The 16151-nt window shown below is 71.2% G+C and carries 13 protein-coding genes and 1 pseudogene; 4 read left to right on the top strand and 10 right to left on the bottom strand.

Annotated features, from left to right (window positions below; all coding sequences use genetic code 11):
• On the bottom strand, positions 1 to 577 hold a 577-nt coding region (locus ASD25_RS25110; RefSeq protein ID WP_304439667.1), incomplete at its 3' end, for a Clp protease N-terminal domain-containing protein.
• Between the two features lie 134 nt (positions 578 to 711).
• A complete protein-coding gene (locus tag ASD25_RS25105; protein WP_055831650.1) occupies positions 712 to 2979 on the bottom strand; it encodes an outer membrane beta-barrel family protein in 2268 nt (755 codons plus the stop codon).
• 240 nt (positions 2980 to 3219) lie between these two features.
• Between ASD25_RS25105 and ASD25_RS25100 the strand changes: the two genes are divergently transcribed.
• From ASD25_RS25100 to ASD25_RS25090, 3 genes are all read left to right on the top strand, one after another.
• Positions 3220 to 3867 carry a LysE family translocator gene (locus ASD25_RS25100; protein ID WP_235561806.1) on the top strand — a complete coding sequence of 216 codons (648 nt, stop codon included), beginning with the start codon at positions 3220 to 3222 and terminating at the stop codon, positions 3865 to 3867.
• Positions 3868 to 3934: 67 nt separating this feature from the next.
• The gene (locus ASD25_RS25095; RefSeq protein WP_055831649.1) at positions 3935 to 5545 is read left to right on the top strand and encodes a serine hydrolase; all 1611 of its coding nucleotides are present in this window, start codon (positions 3935 to 3937) and stop codon (positions 5543 to 5545) included.
• 86 nt (positions 5546 to 5631) lie between these two features.
• Positions 5632 to 7593: a PAS domain-containing sensor histidine kinase gene (locus ASD25_RS25090; protein WP_156377018.1), complete on the top strand. Its 1962-nt coding sequence runs from the start codon at positions 5632 to 5634 to the stop codon at positions 7591 to 7593.
• 15 nt (positions 7594 to 7608) lie between these two features.
• On the opposite strand, the gene ASD25_RS25085 is transcribed toward ASD25_RS25090, so the two are convergent.
• The 6 genes from ASD25_RS25085 to prmC all read right to left on the bottom strand — a co-directional run bounded on the left by ASD25_RS25085 (position 7609) and on the right by prmC (position 13087).
• The gene (locus ASD25_RS25085; RefSeq protein WP_055831771.1) at positions 7609 to 8019 is read right to left on the bottom strand and encodes a hypothetical protein; all 411 of its coding nucleotides are present in this window, start codon (positions 8017 to 8019) and stop codon (positions 7609 to 7611) included.
• 75 nt (positions 8020 to 8094) lie between these two features.
• Positions 8095 to 8832 carry a DUF4893 domain-containing protein gene (locus ASD25_RS25080; RefSeq protein ID WP_055831648.1) on the bottom strand — a complete coding sequence of 246 codons (738 nt, stop codon included), beginning with the start codon at positions 8830 to 8832 and terminating at the stop codon, positions 8095 to 8097.
• Between the two features lie 52 nt (positions 8833 to 8884).
• A complete protein-coding gene (locus ASD25_RS25075) occupies positions 8885 to 10207 on the bottom strand; it encodes an NAD(P)/FAD-dependent oxidoreductase (RefSeq protein WP_200943722.1) in 1323 nt (440 codons plus the stop codon).
• Entirely contained in the window at positions 10204 to 10851 is a 648-nt protein-coding gene (locus ASD25_RS25070) for a DUF4893 domain-containing protein (protein ID WP_055831647.1), read from the bottom strand. Before ASD25_RS25070 ends, ASD25_RS25075 begins: the two co-directional genes overlap by 4 nt.
• Positions 10852 to 10932: 81 nt before the next feature.
• The gene (locus ASD25_RS25065) at positions 10933 to 11916 is read right to left on the bottom strand and encodes a DUF4167 domain-containing protein (protein ID WP_055831646.1); all 984 of its coding nucleotides are present in this window, start codon (positions 11914 to 11916) and stop codon (positions 10933 to 10935) included.
• A gap of 277 nt (positions 11917 to 12193) precedes the next feature.
• The gene (gene prmC, locus ASD25_RS25060; RefSeq protein ID WP_055831645.1) at positions 12194 to 13087 is read right to left on the bottom strand and encodes a peptide chain release factor N(5)-glutamine methyltransferase; all 894 of its coding nucleotides are present in this window, start codon (positions 13085 to 13087) and stop codon (positions 12194 to 12196) included.
• An 82-nt stretch (positions 13088 to 13169) separates the two neighbouring features.
• On the opposite strand from prmC, the gene ASD25_RS25055 reads away from it, so the two are divergent.
• Positions 13170 to 14414, top strand: a complete 1245-nt coding sequence (locus ASD25_RS25055; RefSeq protein WP_055831644.1) for a YihY/virulence factor BrkB family protein — start codon at positions 13170 to 13172, stop codon at positions 14412 to 14414.
• Here ASD25_RS25055 and prfA read toward each other — a convergent pair.
• Entirely contained in the window at positions 14411 to 15478 is a 1068-nt protein-coding gene (gene prfA / locus ASD25_RS25050) for a peptide chain release factor 1 (protein WP_055831643.1), read from the bottom strand. The two genes, ASD25_RS25055 and prfA, sit on opposite strands and share 4 nt — an antisense overlap.
• Positions 15479 to 15689: 211 nt before the next feature.
• A pseudogene (locus ASD25_RS25045) lies at positions 15690 to 16151 on the bottom strand (aconitate hydratase); the annotation flags it as partial.

The raw sequence follows: 16151 nt of genomic DNA, 5'->3' as shown, positions 1-16151 counted from the left end.
CCTGGATGGTGCGGCGGATCTCCTCGTCGCGGCCGATGACCGGATCGATCTTGCCGTCGCGGGCGGCCAGGGTCAGGTCGCGGGCGTAGCGTTTGAGGGCGTCATAGGCGTCCTCGGCCCCGGCGCTGTCGGCGGTCTTGCCCTTGCGGACGTCGGCGATGGCGGCGTCGAGCTTGTCGGGGGTCGCGCCGACGGATTTGAGCACCTCGGCGGCGACGCCGCCCTCGCGGGCGATGGCGGACAGCAGACGTTCGGTGGTGACGAAGGCGTCGCCGGCCTTTTTCGAGGCTTCCTCGGCGCTGGAGAAGACCCGGGCGGTGTCGCCGTCGAGATAGATCTGGCCCGAGCCGCCGGTGACCTGGGCCCGCTTCTTGAGCGCCGTTTCGGTCGCGGCCTCGGCCCTGGCCGCGTCGCCGCCGGCGGCGGTGATCAGGTTGCGGGCGAGGCCGTCGCGCTCTTCCAGCAGCACCTTGAGCAGATGTTCGGGGGCGAACTGCTGGTGGCGGCGGGCCAGGGCCAGCGACTGGGCGGACTGGACCGCCTGTTTGGCGCGGTCGGAGTAGAGGTCGAGATTCACGGCGGCTCCCCTGATCAGGCGGACTGTGCGCTCAAGCACGCCCTTTCAGGAAGCGACGCCTTGAGATGGCGCAAATCTGGGTGTGGCGATCCCGCCACACAAGGGGCCAGGACGGGACCGCCTCCCCGACGCCGTCAGTTGCCGGTGGTCGGGGCCGTGAAGTCGAACTGTTCCGGCGGCCGCCGCTGGCCCGAGCCGAAGGTCCAGGTCAGGCCGACATAGGCCGCGCGCCCGCCGAAGGTCTGGCTGGTGCGGTCGCTGAAGGTCGGCGTCTCGAGGGTGGTGGTCGAGCCGAACTGGTCGAAGAGGTCGCGCACGGTGGCCTGGAAGGACCAGTCCTTGTTGAGCTTCCGCCGGTAGCCGAGGTTGACCAGGGTGGCCTGCTCGCGCACGCCCTGGGCCAGCAGCTGATCTCCCGTCCAGATGCCGGACACCTGCAGGAAGTCGACCTCGGTCGGCTGCCAGTTCAACGTCAGGCGGCCGCCGACGCTCTCGCCCTCGCGGTCGACGGCGCCGGGAATGCCCGAGGCGTCGATCGCCTGGCGCCAGGCGTTGACGCTGGCGTTGTAGCGCAGGGTCGGGTGCAGCGCGCCGTTGGCGACCAGTTCGAGGCCGGTGAAGGTGCTGGAGCCCAGGTTTTCGGGCCGGGTCAGGAAGATGCCGCCAGGCAGTTCGCTGGTCACCTGGGTGAAGGCGTCGGTGGTGTCGCGATAGTAGAGGGTGGCCTGGTAGAAGGTCTGCTGGACGCGCTTCTGCCACATCACCTCGAAGGAGTCGGTCTCCTGGGGCAGCAGGTCGGGGTTGCCGGAGCGGTAGTTGAGGTTGTCCTGGTAGGTCAGGAAGGGGTTCAGGTCCTGGGGGCCGGGCCGCTGGATGCGGCGGCTGTAGCTGCCGCGCAGGGTCTCGCCCTCGCGCAGGGTGTACTGCAGGTGGCCGGTCGGATAGGCGCGGAAATAGGCGTTGGACGACTGGATGCCGGTGGTGACCTGGTCGAGGTCGATATCGGCCTGTTCCAGCCGCAGGCCGAACTGGGCCGACAGCTTCTCGCTGAACGGCCGCTCCCAGGTGGCGTAGAGGGCGTGCACCGCCTGGTCGACGTGGAACTCGTTGGAGACGATGGGATCGCGGACCAGGGCCGCCGGCGAAGGGCCGCGGGCGACGAAATTGTCGAGCTCCAGATTGACCGCCTGCAGCTCATAGCCGAGGCGCAGCCGGCCGCCGTCGGCCAGGGGGCGGACATAGGCGCTGGTGACCCCGATCTGGTTCTGGCGGTTGCGGTTGTCGATGGTCTCGAAGGCGCGGGGCGCGGCCGGGATGCGCTGATCGACCTCGGTGTCGAAGCCGAAGGTGAAGCGGTTGCGGTCGAACCGGACCTCGTTGGACCATTCATGGCCCTGATCGTTGAAGCGGCGCAGCAGCCGCGCCGAACCGCCCGAGAACTGGCCGGCGAAGCCGCCGCGCGAGTTGCGGGTGTAGGCCGTGGCCAGGCCCCCGCCGGCGGCGTCCGCCTCATAGAGGTCGACCGCGTCGGCCAGGCTGTCGACGTCGACATGGCGGACGTCGCCGGTCAGCTGGGTCTTGTCGTCGAGATTGTGCTCGACCGCCAGCCGCACGAAGATGTTGTCGTTGTCGCCCTCGATGTTCTGGGACTGGCGCGCCTCGAGGAACTGGCCCGAACCGGCGTCGAAGCGTTCGCGGACGCGCTCCACCTGCTGCAGGAAGAGGTCGTGGCGCACGCCGAGGTCGGCCGACAGGGTCGTCTTTCCGATCACCTGGGCGATGCTGCCGCCGAAATTGTAGCGCCCGTTGTCGCCGATATTGGCCCTGAGCGAACCGGTGGTCGTATTCCCCGGGCGCGGGGCGTTGGGCCTGGAGATGAGGTTGATCACGCCGCCGGACCCCTCGGGGCTGTAGGCGGCCGAGGGGTTGGTCATCACCTCGATGCGGGCGTACTGGCTGGCCGGAATCTGCTGGATCAGCTGGCCGCGGCTGGGGCCGTTGAACTGGGTCGAGGGCCGGCCGTCGACCAGGATGGTCACATTCGCGTCGCCGCGCAGACTGACGTTCCCGTCGGGATCGACCTCGACCGAGGGCACGTTGCGCAGGGCTTCGGCCAGGGTTCCGGTCGCGGCCTGCAGGTCGTTCGCGAGGCTGTAGCTGACGGAGTCGATCGAGGTGCGGACCTCGTTCGGCTGGGCGGTGACGACCACGTCGTCGAGCGCCGCCGCGTCTTCGGACTCTTCAGCGTCCTCGGCCGGAGCCTCTTCCTGCGGAGCGGCCGCGGCCGGCGGCGGAGTCTGCGCCGGAGCCGGGCGCGCGGGAGCCGGCGTCTGGGCGAAGGCCGCGCCCGACGAGGTCGCCAGGGCTGTGCCGACAAGCAGCAGGAACCGGATTGAAGTCATGAGGTGCGCCCCCTGCGCGTGGTCGGGCGGTGCGGCCCGTCAAGTTTCCTTTCCATATCGTCCGGCCGGGGCTCGAGCGAGTTACATCTTCTTCATGACGTGGCCTTCAGAACCAGCCACCTTTCCGCCGCAGATTGCCGGTCGTCCCGGGCCGGGAAGACCGGCGTTCCGTCTCTGGTCTTCCCGCCGGGCAGGCGATAGTTCGAGCGACAGACCTTCGTGGTCACCGGAGCGACCCTCTTGATCTCCCACGCCGCCTGGCCGGTCGATCCCGGCGTCATCCTTCCCTTCCTCGTGGCCGTCGCCCTGATCGAGCTGACGCCAGGGCCGAACATGGGGTGGCTGGCGCTGGTGTCGCTGGCGCGCGGGCGACTGGCCGGGTTCGCCGCCGTGGCGGGGGTGACGGTCGGGCTGGCGATCTGGATGCTGGCCGCCGCCTTCGGCCTGACCCAGGCGCTGGTGATCTGGCCGCCGCTGTTCCAGTTGATCCGCTGGGCCGGGGTGGTCTTCCTGCTGTGGCTGGCGTGGGAGGCCTGGCGCGGCGACGGCGACCCGGCGGCCGGCGACGGGGACGAGCACCGGACGGTGCGCGGCCTGTTCCTGCGCGGCCTGACGGGCAATCTGCTGAACCCCAAGGCGGCGGTCTTCTATGTCGCCCTGCTGCCGACCTTCATGCGCCCGGACCACGGCTCGCCGCTGGCGCAGGCGCTGACCCTCGGCGGGCTGCATCTGCTCGTGGCGGCGGCGGTTCATTCGTTGATCGTGCTGGGCGCGGCCCGCGCCGGCGGCCTGGTGGTGACGCGGATGCAGGGGCCGGTGCTGCGCGCCGTGATGGCCGGGGGCATCGCCGTCGTGGCCGTGTGGATGGCCTGGGAGACGCGGCGCTGAGGCGGCGATGGACAGGGTCCGCGCGGGCGGGCTAGCGTCCGCGCCGGGTTCCCCGGGAGTCGCCTGCATGTCCATCCGCCTCACGCGCCGCGCCGCGCTGATTTCATCCGTGGCCGGAGCGGCCGTCCTGCCGTCGCGGGGCTGGGCCCGGGCGGCCAACGACAGCGCGACGCTGGCGGACCAGGTCGACGCCTATGTGAAGCGGGTCATGGCGGCCTTTCCGGATCAGCCGGCGGTGTCGGTGGCGCTGGTCAAGGACGGCGAGGCGGCGCTGACCCGCGGCTACGGCGTGCGGGCCATCGGCGGGGCGGCGGTCGACGAACACACCCTGTTCGCCATCGCCTCCAACACCAAGGCGGTGACCTGCGCCGCCCTGGCCATGCTGATCGACGAGGGCAAGGTCGCGTGGGACGAGCCGGTGCGGACGTATCTGCCAGGGTTCAGCCTGTCGAAGCCCGAACTGAACGCCATGGTCACGGTGCGCGATCTGGTCAGCCACCGGATCGGCTTCGGGCTGGGCGCCGGGGACCTGCTGTTCTGGCCCAACAGCGACCGGACGCGGGCCGAGATCATGGCCGCCGTGCCGCATGTGCCGATCGAGGACAGCTTCCGCACCACCTACCACTACTGCAACCTGATGTTCGTGGTGGCGGGCGAGGTGGTGGCGGCGGCCTCGGGCATGGCGTGGGAGGATTTCGTCCAGACCCGGATTCTGGACCGGCTGGGCATGAGCGAGACCCTGCCGCTGATGACCGCCGCCGACCCGGCGAAGTCGGCCCTGCCGCACGGCCGGCTGGGGCCGCCGCTGCGCTACCAGGGCGAGATGCAGACCATCGGCCGGTCGATCCAGGAGGTGTGGAACTGGTCCTCGGCGGGGGCCGCGGGCGGCTTCGTCACCACCCCGGTCGACTGGGCCAAATGGATCGCGGTGCAGCTGGCGCGCGGGGCCCTGCCGGACGGGACGCGGCTGTATTCGGAAGCCCGCGCCAACGAGATGTGGCGGCCCAACATCATCATCTCCAGCTCGGCGGGGCCGACGGAGACCCTGCCGGGGCGGGCCATCGCCTCGACCTATGCGACCGGCTGGCAGGTGCAGGACTATCGCGGCGAGCGGATGATCACCCACGGCGGAGGAGCGCCCGGCTATGTCTCGGGCACGGTGCTGATCCCCGGACGGAACGCGGGCTTCTCGTATTTCACCAATGCCGAGGAGAGCTTCCTGACCCGGGCGCTGCGCAGCGGGATCACCGACATCGTCATGGGCAAGGCGGATTTCGACTGGGTCGCCGACGGCGTGCGTCTGCGGGCCGAGGGCGATGCCAGATCCGTTGCGGCCGCCGCCGAAATCGACGCCAGACAGGCCGCGGGCGCGCCGCCGTCCCTGCCGCTGGCGGCCTATGCCGGCACGTGGCGCGATCCCTGGTACGGCGACATCACCATCGAGGCGCGGGACGTGGTGTTGTGGCTGACCTTCAGCCGCACCCCGGCGTTGCAGGGCCCGCTGGAGCCGTATGACGGCGACACCCTGAGAACGCGTTTCACGGACCGGCGCGAGGAGGACGTCTTCATCACCTTCACCCTCGAGAACGGACGGCCGGTCTCGGCGACGATGAAGGCGGTCAGTCCGGACGCGGACTTCTCGTACGACTACCAGGACCTGCGTCTGACCAGGGTCTGAGGGCGCGCGGGCGCCGGAACTATCGGCGCGCGGGGACCGTTGTCCCCGCGCGTGCCGGGCGGGGGCCCGGGGCGGGAGGGGCGTGAATGACGGGCATGGAGGGCGCCGCGACGACCCACGACGACGCTCGCTACCGGCTGCTGGTCAACGCCATCACCGACTACGCCATCTACATGCTGGATCCCGACGGCCGCGTGGTCAGCTGGAACGCCGGCGCCGAGCGGTTCAAGGGCTATACCCCGGGCGAGATCATCGGCGATCATTTCTCGCGCTTCTATACGCCGGAAGACCAGGCCGCGGGCGTGCCCGCCAGGGCGCTGGGCGAGGCCGCGACCGAGGGGCGGTTCGAGCAGGAGGGCTGGCGGGTCCGCAAGGACGGCAGCCGGTTCTGGGCCCACGTCGTCATCGACCCGATCCGGTCCCCCGAAGGGCCGCTGATCGGCTTCGCCAAGATCACGCGGGACCTGACCGAGCGGAAACTGGCCGCCGAGACCCTGCGCAAGAGCGAGGAGGAATTCCGCCTGCTGGTGCAGGGCGTCGTCGACTACGCCATCTACATGCTGGACGGCGAGGGGCGGGTCACGACCTGGAACCTCGGCGCGCAGAGGATCAAGGGCTATCGGCCCGAGGAGATCATCGGCAGCCATTTCTCGACCTTCTACACCGAGGAGGACCGGAGCGCCGGCGCGCCCGCCGAGGCGCTGGCCGTCGCCACGAGCGAGGGGCGGTTCGAGACCGAGGCCTGGCGGGTCCGCAAGGACGGCTCGCGCTTCCGGGCCCATGTCGTCATCGACGCGATCCGCGACGACGACGGCGCGCTGCTGGGGTTCGCCAAGGTCACGCGCGACGTGACGGAGCGGCTGGAGGCGCAACGGGCGCTGGAGAGCGCCAGGGAGGCCCTGTTCCAGTCCCAGAAGATCGAGGCCATCGGCCAGCTGACCGGCGGCATCGCCCACGACTTCAACAATCTGCTGATGGCCGTGCTGGGAAGCCTGGAGCTGGTGCGCAAGCGCCTAGACTACGATCCGCGGATCACCCCCCTGCTCGAGAACGCCATCCAGGGCGCCGAGCGCGGCGCGGTCCTGACCCAACGAATGCTGTCGTTCGCCCGCAAGCAGGAACTGACCTTCGTGGCGGTGGATATTCCGTCGCTGGTCCGGGGCATGTCCGAATTCATCGCGCGCACCATCGGTCCGAGCATCGACGTCTCGGTGCGGTTTCCGCCGGGGCTGCCGCGGGTGCACACCGATCCGTACCAGCTGGAAGCCGCGATCCTCAACCTGGTCGTCAACGCCCGGGACGCGATGCCGCAAGGCGGGAAGATCACCATCAGCGCCCGGACTGACGCGAGCGCCGACGCGCCCCGGGCGGAGTCGGGCGCGGCCGGCTTCGTGCGGATCAGCGTCCAGGATACGGGCGGGGGGATGGACGATGAGACGCTGCAACGCGCCACCGAGCCCTTCTTCACCACCAAGGGCGCGGGCAAGGGCACCGGTCTGGGCCTGTCGATGGTTCATGGGCTGGCCGAGCAGTCGGGCGGCCGCCTGGGTCTGGTCAGCCGCGCGGGCGAGGGCCTGACCGCCCATATCTGGCTGCCTGTCGCCGGGGCGGGCCAGGACGGAGCGGCGCCGGACAGCGGGCCGTCAGCCGCGTCAGGGCGCCGGGGTCTGCTGATCCTCGCCGTGGATGACGACCCGCTGGTTCTGATCAACACCGTCGCCATGCTGGAGGACCTCGGTCACACGGTGATCGGGGCGGCGTCGGCGACGGAGGGCCTGGAGGCGGCCCGCGCGCACGCGGCGCTCGATCTGGTCATCACCGACGAGGTCATGCCGAGGATGAGCGGCTCGCAGATGGCGGCCGAGATTCTCGGGTCGAGGCCCGACCTGCCCATCGGCGTCGCCACCGGCTACGCCGACATGGCGGATCGCGGCAGCCGGCTGAGCCTGGGCCTGCCGCGGCTGGCCAAGCCGTTCACCCAGGACGCCCTGGCGAGCTTCGTCGATCAGCTGATGCTGGCCGTCGCCGTGGCGGACCCGGCCTCCTGAGGGAGCCGGTCGCGGCTATTCGGTCTGGCGGCGCGAGACCCGGCCGGCCTCGAGCACGGGCATGCCGGCCTCGGTGGGGATGTAGATGGTCTCGCGGCCGGCCTTGCCCGCCGTTTCCTTGAGCATGTCGATATAGGCCCAGCGCAGGTAGTTGTCCGGGCCGCCGAGGCTTTCCGCCATGATGCGGTTGGCCTCGTTGGTGCCGCGGGCGCGGGCGACCTCGGCCTGGGCGGTCAGCTGGGCCGAGTCGAGCGCGGCCTGGGCCTCCAGCACGCGGATGCGCCGGTCCTGCACGGCCTGCTCATAGGCCGCCTTGCCCTGCATCTGCTTGGCATAGACGTTGTAGGTCGGCATGCCGACCAGGGCGATGGCGGCGACGATGACGACGGCGATGATCGCCCCGATGGTGATGCTGGAACCGCGCATGAAGACCCCCTGACAGTCCGCGGACCGGTCCGCGTGCACGAGAGTCGTCGCGGGCGGTCCGGGGGTCAAGCGCGGTCAGCGGGTCAGTTCGAGAATCTCGAGCTTGGAGTCGACCTTGGGCCACGGGATGACGAGGCGCCAGCGGTTCGAGCCGATGCGCTCGAAGACGCCGACCTGGTCGCGGACGGTCTGTTCGCCGTAGCGGGGGAAGGTCGTCTCATCCATGCCCCAGGCCTGGGCGCCGACGAAGACGAGGCGACGATCCGTGTCCGGATAAAGCAGGCCGCGGGTGCGCTGCGATCCGGTGGTCTTGGTCAGGACCAGATCGCCGCCGGGGGTCAGTTCTATGGCGCAGCGGAACCAGGGATATTCAAGGTATCCGGGTCCGCCGGGGTTGTTGGTCCCGAGCTTGATGGTGCGGCAGCGGTACGGTCCCGGCGCAGGCTGGAGGCGGCCGGTCTGTCCGGCGTTGGGATCGACCAGCGGGCCGAGCGCCTCGACCTGGGCGGCGAAGCCCTTGTCCTCGGCCTCGGCGCGGCCGAGACGCCAGGCCTGGTCGAGACGGCCGAGGGCCGAGGCGTCGGCGGCGGAAGCGACGCGACGCCAGTCGGCGGCTCCACCCTGTTCGCCGTCGGCCGGCGGCGCGGAGGGCCGGCCGGGGCCAGGCGTTTCACCCGGGGACGGGACCGCCCGGCCCGTGGCGGGGGAAGGCGCCGCCGTCGAGGGTGCGGCGGGATCGCCGGCGGGCGCCGAACCGTCCCCGCAGGCGGCGAGCAGGGCTGCGAGCGAGGCGACGGCGACGAGGGTTCGCATGAGGCATTCCTTGGCGGCTGAACCGTGGAAACGGTCGCGGCCTGAAGGAGTTTCAGCCGCCTTCGGACGATCGCGGATCCAGCAGCACGCCGGCGACCGTGGCGGCCAGCAGGCGCGGCGCCAGGGGCAGGCGCGCGACCTTGCCCAGCACATGGTCGCGGACCCAGGGCAGGAGCCGGCCGTCGGCCTGGTAGAAGGGGGTGAAGCCGAGGCTGAGCGCCTGATACAGCCGCACATGCCAGCGGCGGGCGCGGGCGTAGGCGTCGAGCGCCGTCGGCAGGTCGCGATGGCGGACCAGGGCGTCGGCGAGGGCCTGGGCGTCCAGCAGGCCCATGTTCACCCCCTGGCCGAGCTGGGGGCTGGTGGAATGGGCGGCGTCGCCCAGCACGGCCAGCCGGTCCTCCACGGGGCGGCCCAGGGTCTGGTGGCCATAGGAGGCCAGGGTCATCTGCTCGCGATCGGTGATGGCGTCCATGACGGGCGCCAGCTCGGGCCACAGGCGCAGACAGTGGTCCTTCCAGCTCTCCAGCCCGAGCGCGTGCCAGTCGGGCCAGATCTCGGTCTTCAGGCTCCAGAAGAAGGTCGCCAGCGGCGCGCCCGGCGCGCCGGGGAGGACGCCGCAGGGCAGGACGCCGAGCATGCGGCTGGCGCCCAGATAGACCTGTTCGAGCGCCGTCGGATCGAACGGCGCGCCGGGCCAGGGGACGGTGGTCCAGAGGGCGCCCCAGGCGAGGTCGCGGCGCTCCGCGCCCATGCCGGCGGCGATGGCCGAGCGGGCGCCGGACGCATCGATGACGAGATTGAACGGGGCGCTGCGGCGGCCGCCGCTGTCGATCAGACGGCCCGCGTCGGCGCGGACGATCTCGCGGTCCGTCTCGAAGTCGACGCCGGCCTCGACGCAGGCCTCGTACAGGATGGCGAACATGGCGGCGCGGTGGATGCCGATGGCCGGGCGTGGATGCTTCAGGTCGCTGTAGCGGACGTCCAGGACCACGCGGCCGCGGCGGGCCTCGCGGCCGAAAATATGGTCGATGCGCTGGCCGCAGGCTTCGACCTCGGGGGTCAGGCCCAGCCGGTCCAGCACGTGCAGGCCTGTGGGCTGGAGCATGAAGCCGGCGCCCAGGGGCCGGGGCGTCGCGAACCGCTCGTGGACCATGACGCGCCGTCCCTGCCGGGCCAGCATCAGGGCGACGGCGAGGCCGGCGGGCCCGGCGCCGACGACGGCGATGTCGGCGACGCGCGCCCGCCGCGGCGGCGGCGGGATGTCGAGCGCCGCCTCCCTGACGAGCTGCGGTCGTCGGCCCTTCGGGACCGTGGTCGCCGCGGCCGGTCTGGCCCGCGACTTGCGGGGTTTGGGGGCCGGCCTGTCCGTCACGCGGGGACGAGTTCGATCACGTCGAGGTTCGACTCGGCCCGGGGCCAGGGCAGGACCAGCCGCCAGCGGCGGTCGCCGATCCGCTCCAGCACGGCGATCAGGTCGCGGTCGGGACGCTGGCCGTAGGAGTTGGCGGCGGGCTCCTCGGCCAGGGCGAGGGAACCGAGCAGGATCATCTGGCGGTCGTTCTCGGGGAACAGCAGTCCGCCCGGGCGCTGGCTGCCGGTCAGTTTGGAGAATTTCAGGCCGCGCGGCGTGCGTTCGATGCGGCAGGCGAACCAGCCGTAGACGACATAGCCGAGCCCCTGCTCGCCCCCCTGCGAGCCCAGTTTGACCGTGCGGCAGCGGTAGTCGCCCGGCGGCGGGGCCACGGGCGCGCGGCGGATGTCGGGGTCGATCAGATCGCCGAGGGCGCGCAGGTCGCCCGAGCCGGCCTGGCGGCGGGCCTGCTGCAGGGCCAGGGACCAGGCGGCGTCGCGGCGCGCGTAGCGGTCGCGGTCGGCCGCGGTGACGACGCCGCGCCAGTCGCGCAGGGCGGCGCCCGAGCCGCCTGGCGGCGGCGGAGGCGGCGGGGCGCTGGCGCAGGCGGCGAGGATCAGCGTCGCGAGGGCGATCAGGGCCGGGGATCGCGACAGGCGGGACATGGGCGCTCCGGTCAGGTTCGGGCGCTCTTTGGGCCAGTCCGCGGCGGCTGCGTCAAGCGCGCCGGCGCCGCGGGCGGACCCTCAGTCCTCGGCGGGAGCCTCGACCTTGCGGCGCGGGGCGCGGCGCTTGGGCGCGGCGGGCTCGTCGGCGGCGTCGGCTTCGACCGGCGCGGGGGCCGAGGGGGCCGGAGCCGTCGAGCGGGTCAGGAAGCCGGGCAGGGCCGAGGGACCGTCGTCGGTCGCCACGCCGGCGTCGCGGCGCGGGCGGCGTTCGGGACGTTCGGCGCGGGCCGGGCGTTCGGCCGGCTCGGGACGGTCCGCGCGTTCGGGGGTTTCGGCGCGGGCCTCCGAGGTCTCGTCGGAAGCCGGGGCGTCTCCTTCGGCGCGCTCGCCGCCTTCGCGGTCGAAGCGGGCGCCGCGTTCGAGCTGGCGGCGCTCCCAGCGTTCGCGGCGGGTCTCGCGGCGGCTGCCGTCGGCGTTGGTGGTCGCCTCGCCCTCGGGGCGGGGCTCGCGGGGTTCGCGTTCGGGACGGGGCTCGCGCTCGGCGCGGGGCTGGTCGTCGCGGTCGCGCCATTCGCGGCGCGGCTGTTCGCCCTGACGGTCGCCGGAGCCGCCGTTCTGGCGCTCCTCGTTCTCGCGCTGGCGGGCCTCGATCTGGGCGATGCGGTCGGCCTCGACCTTTTCGGCGGCCATGATGGCGGCGGCCTGGGCGCCGGTCTCGTCCTCGAAGTCGATGTCGAAGCCCTGGCCGGCCAGTTCGCGCTGGGCGATCTCGGAGACGGGGCGCGAGGGCTGCAGGGCGCGCAGGACGCGGAAATAGTGTTCGGCGTGCTGGGTGTAGTTCTCGGCCAGCACCCGGTCGCCGGCGGCCGAGGCGTCGCGCGCCAGCTGCATGTAGCGTTCGTAGACGGTCTGGGCGTTGCCGCGGACCTTGATGTTCTCGGGGCCCTGGGAATCCCAGGACCGGTTCGGATTGGTGGCGTTGGCGTTGTTGTTGCCGCCGCCGCTGCTCCCGGGCTTTCTGTTGCGTCCGCGCTGACGCTTCATGCCCTTGAAATCTCTCATCGGACGCTCGTGCTTTGTATGAGGGACGGTCCGCGGCGGTGGCCGTGGGCGCTGTCCGTTTGGTCGTTCCGCTTCGTTCCGGGGCCAATCCCCGCTGACGATGTGATCGGAAATCCGTCGCCGCCCCGTGGTCCGCCGGGCGACCCGGCCCGACCGTCACTGCCCTGATGCGCGCATGAATGGGCCTGAACCGGTCCAAGGCGTGCGTTTTGGGTGGGAGACAGTCAGAGACTTAGCGCGAGCGGGGGCGGTTTCCAAGGCCTAGTTTTCGGACCGCCTACATCTTCGGGATCGGATTTGTCCTGGGGTCCGGCCCGTTGGTGACGACGCGGTCGCGGTCCGACAGGTCCTTGACGACGATGACTCCCTCGAATCCCGCCGCCTCGAACAGGGCCTTGACCTGCGGGCCCTGGTCCCAGCCGATCTCGACGGCGAAGATGCCGTCGGGACGCAGGATGCGGCGGATCTCGGGGGCCAGTTCGCGGTAGGCGACGAGGCCGTCGGGACCGCCGTCCAGCGCCAGCAGGGGGTCGTGGTCGCGCACCTCGGGGTCGAGGCCCGGGATGTCGTCCGAGGGGATGTAGGGCGGGTTGGACACCACCAGATCGAAGCTGTGATCGCCGAAGCCCGCAGCCCATTCGGTGCGCAGGAAGGTCGCCCGGTTGTCGAGCTCGAGGTTGGCGGCGTTCTCCTTCGCCACGGCCAGGGCCTCGGACGAGATGTCGGTGCCGACGCCGCGCGCCCCGGCCCGCTCGGCCAGGGTGGCCAGCAGGATGGCGCCCGAGCCGGTGCCGAGGTCGATCATCTCGAACGCCTGGTGCGGCGGATAGGCCAGCATGACGACGTCGAGGATGGCCTCGGTATCCGGTCGCGGGCTGAGGACGTCGGGGGTGACGTTCAGCATGATCTTCCAGAAGCCCTTCCTGCCGAGGATGCGCGACACGGGCTCGCGGCGCAGGCGGCGTTCGACGAAGGCGTCGAGGGCGGCCTGCTGCTCGGCGGTCACGGCGCGATAGGGGTCGGTGAGAATGTCGGTGCGGGTCGCGCCGGTGGCGGCTTCCAGCAGCAGGCGGGCGTCGATCGAGGGGCTGTCGATGCGGCCGGCCTTGAGCACGGCCGTGGCGGCCTTCCAGGCGGCGACCAGGGTCAGGGCGGGAGCGATGTCGGTCATGCGCTGGCATTGACGCGGCTTTGCGGGGATATCAAGCGCAGCGGCGCCGGAACGCGCGCCGGAGGGAGCCGTTGAGGCCGGGATGCGAAGACAATCGGGACACAAGGGCGGACCGGGCGGCGGGCTGGGCCCGTGGGGCATGATCGGGGCGATCATGGGCGGTCTGGCGGCCGGAGCGGGCGCCGCGCATCTGGTCTATTCGCGCGGACACAAATTCGGGCTGGAATTGAGGGCCCGCAGGCCCGAGCCGCTGCCGCCGCGCGCGCCGACGCCCGAGGAGTTCGACGCCAGGGAGCCGGGCCGCGGCCGGCTGGCGCAGCGCCCCGAGCATATTCCGCACAAGGGCTGGGTCGATATCTTCTGGCGGCTGGGCATGTCCTATTTCGGGGACCGGGTGGGCTTCCTCGCGGGGGGCGTGACCTTCTTCGTCATGCTGTCGCTGTTCCCTACCCTGGCGGCCTTCGTGACCGTCTACGGCCTGTTCGCCGATCCGACCGACGCCGCCGCGCGCGTGTCCTTCCTGTATTCGGTGATGCCGCCGGGGGTGGCGCAATTCCTGTCAGGCGAGATGCAGCGGCTGGCCGAGAACTCCAACACCCAGCTGACCTTTACCCTGATCTGGACCCTAGCCCTGTCGCTGTGGACCGCGAACGGCGCGATCAAGGTGCTCTTCTATGGGCTGAACGTCGCCTATCACGAGGTCGAGAAGCGCCACATCGTGAAATACAACCTGATGTGCATGGCCTTCACCGTCGGGGGGCTGGCTTCGATCATGGTCACGGCGGGCCTGATCGTGGGCGTGCCGCTGGCGCTGGGGCTGTTCGGCTGGGCGGCCGAATGGAGCTATCTGGCCCCCTTCCGCTGGCCCGCGCTGCTGCTGGTCTATGGCGCGGCCCTGACGCTGATCTACCGCCTCGGGCCCTGCCGGCAGAAGGCGCGCTGGCGCTGGCTGACGCCCGGCGCGATCTTCGCCGCCCTGTCGAGCCTGATCCTGTCGCTGGTGTTCAGCTGGTATCTGCAGACCTTCGTGCGCACGGCCTACTACGGGCCGCTGGCGGCGATGATGGGCTTCCTGCTTTGGACGTGGCTGAGCGTGCAGATCATCATCATGGGCGCCGAACTGAACGCCGAGATCGAGCACCAGACGGCCATCGACACCACCACGGGCGAACCGCTGGCGATCGGCGAGCGCGGCGCGGTGGTGGCGGATACCGTCGGGCCGAAGCGCGGCTCGCCGGCGGCGCTGGCGTTCACGCTGAAGCACGCCGAGGCCTTGTCAGACCGGCTTCTGAGGCGGCGGGCCCGCAAGGACCCGGAAAACCTTTAGCCGAACTCGGCCTCCAGATCGGCCAGACGCGCCGCCTGGTCCTCGGCGATCAGGGCGTTCAGCAGGGGGTCGATGTCGCCCTCGAGGATCTGCGGCAGGCTGTGCAGGGTCAGGCCGATGCGGTGGTCGGTCACGCGGCCCTGCGGGAAGTTGTAGGTGCGGATACGCTCCGAGCGGTCGCCCGAGCCGACCTGGGATTTGCGCGAGTCGGAGCGCGCGTCGTCCTTCATCTGGCGCTGCATGTCGTACAGGCGGACGCGCAGATTCTTCATCGCCTTGTCGCGGTTGACGTGCTGCGACTTCTCGGACGAGGTCACCACGATCCCCGACGGGAAGTGGGTGATGCGCACGGCGGAATCGGTCTTGTTGACGTGCTGGCCGCCCGAGCCGGAGGCGCGGAAGGTGTCGATGCGGATGTCCTTGTCCTGGATGTCGATCTCGACGTCCTCGACCTCGGGCAGGACGGCGACCGTGGCGGCCGAGGTGTGGATGCGCCCTTGGGCCTCGGTCGAGGGCACGCGCTGGACACGGTGGACGCCGCTTTCGAACTTCAGCCGGCCGAAGACGCCGTCGCCGGTGACGGTGGCGATGATCTCCTTGTAGCCGCCGGCGTCGCCCTCGGTGGCCGAGTCCAGCTCGACCTTCCAGCCGCGGTTGGCGGCGTAGCGCGAATACATGCGGAACAGGTCGCCGGCGAACAGGGCGGCCTCGTCGCCGCCGGTGCCGGCGCGGACCTCGAGCACGGCCGAGGCGTTCTCGTCGGCGTCGCGCGGGGCCAGCAGCAGGGCCACGTCGCGCTCCATCTCCGGCAGGCGCTCCTTCAGCGTCTGCAGCTCGTCCGCGGCCATTTCGGCCATCTCGGGATCGGCGGCCATGGCCTCCAGATCGGCCATCTCGGCCCGCGTTTTCGCCAGGGCCATGACCGCCTCGGCCACCGGCTTCATCTCGGCGTGTTCCTTCGACAGGCGCACGATCTCCTGCCCGTCGCTGGCCGCACCCATCCGCGCCTCCACCTGGTGGAAGCGGTCGAGCACCTGATCGAGCCGGGCCTGGGGCAGTCGCAAGGGGGAAAAGTCCTGAAATCCGAACGGGCGGGACGCATAGCCCAGTGCATCCCCGGCTGTCGAGGAAGGCGCCCCGGCGTGGTCGAGGCGGCGCTTCAGCGAGGGGGAGCGGCGGTCCGCCGGCCTCCCCGGCGTCGCGCCCTTCCGTCAGCGCATGCCTGCGCCGCGCCCCCTCCCCGTCGCTTCGCGACAGGGAGGAGACCGCAGGACGCTATTCGGAGCCGCGCGCSAGRTTGCGCAGCACATAGGGCATSACSCCSCCGGCCTTGAAGTAGTCCAKCTCGGTCTGGTTATCGATGCGGCAGCGGACCGGGAAGCGGGCCATCTTGCCGTCCGACGGGCGGAACAGCTCGACCCACAGGTCCTGACGCGGACGCAGCTTGCCGACATTCACGTCCGACAGGCCGCGGATGGTGACGATCTCCTCGCCGGTCAGGCCCAGACGCAGCCAGCCCTCCATCTTGAACTGCAGCGGCACGACGCCCATTCCGACCAGGTTGGAGCGGTGGATGCGTTCATAGCTCTCGCCGATCACCGCGCGCACGCCCAGCAGGCGSGTGCCCTTGGCCGCCCAGTCGCGCGACGAGCCSGTGCCGTATTCCTTGCCCGCGAACACGACCAGCGGCCGGCCCTCGGACTGGTAGCGCATGGCGGCGTCGTAGATCGACATCGG

The organism is Brevundimonas sp. Root1423 (assembly GCF_001426805.1).
This window is presented reverse-complemented; position numbering and strand designations above follow the sequence as displayed.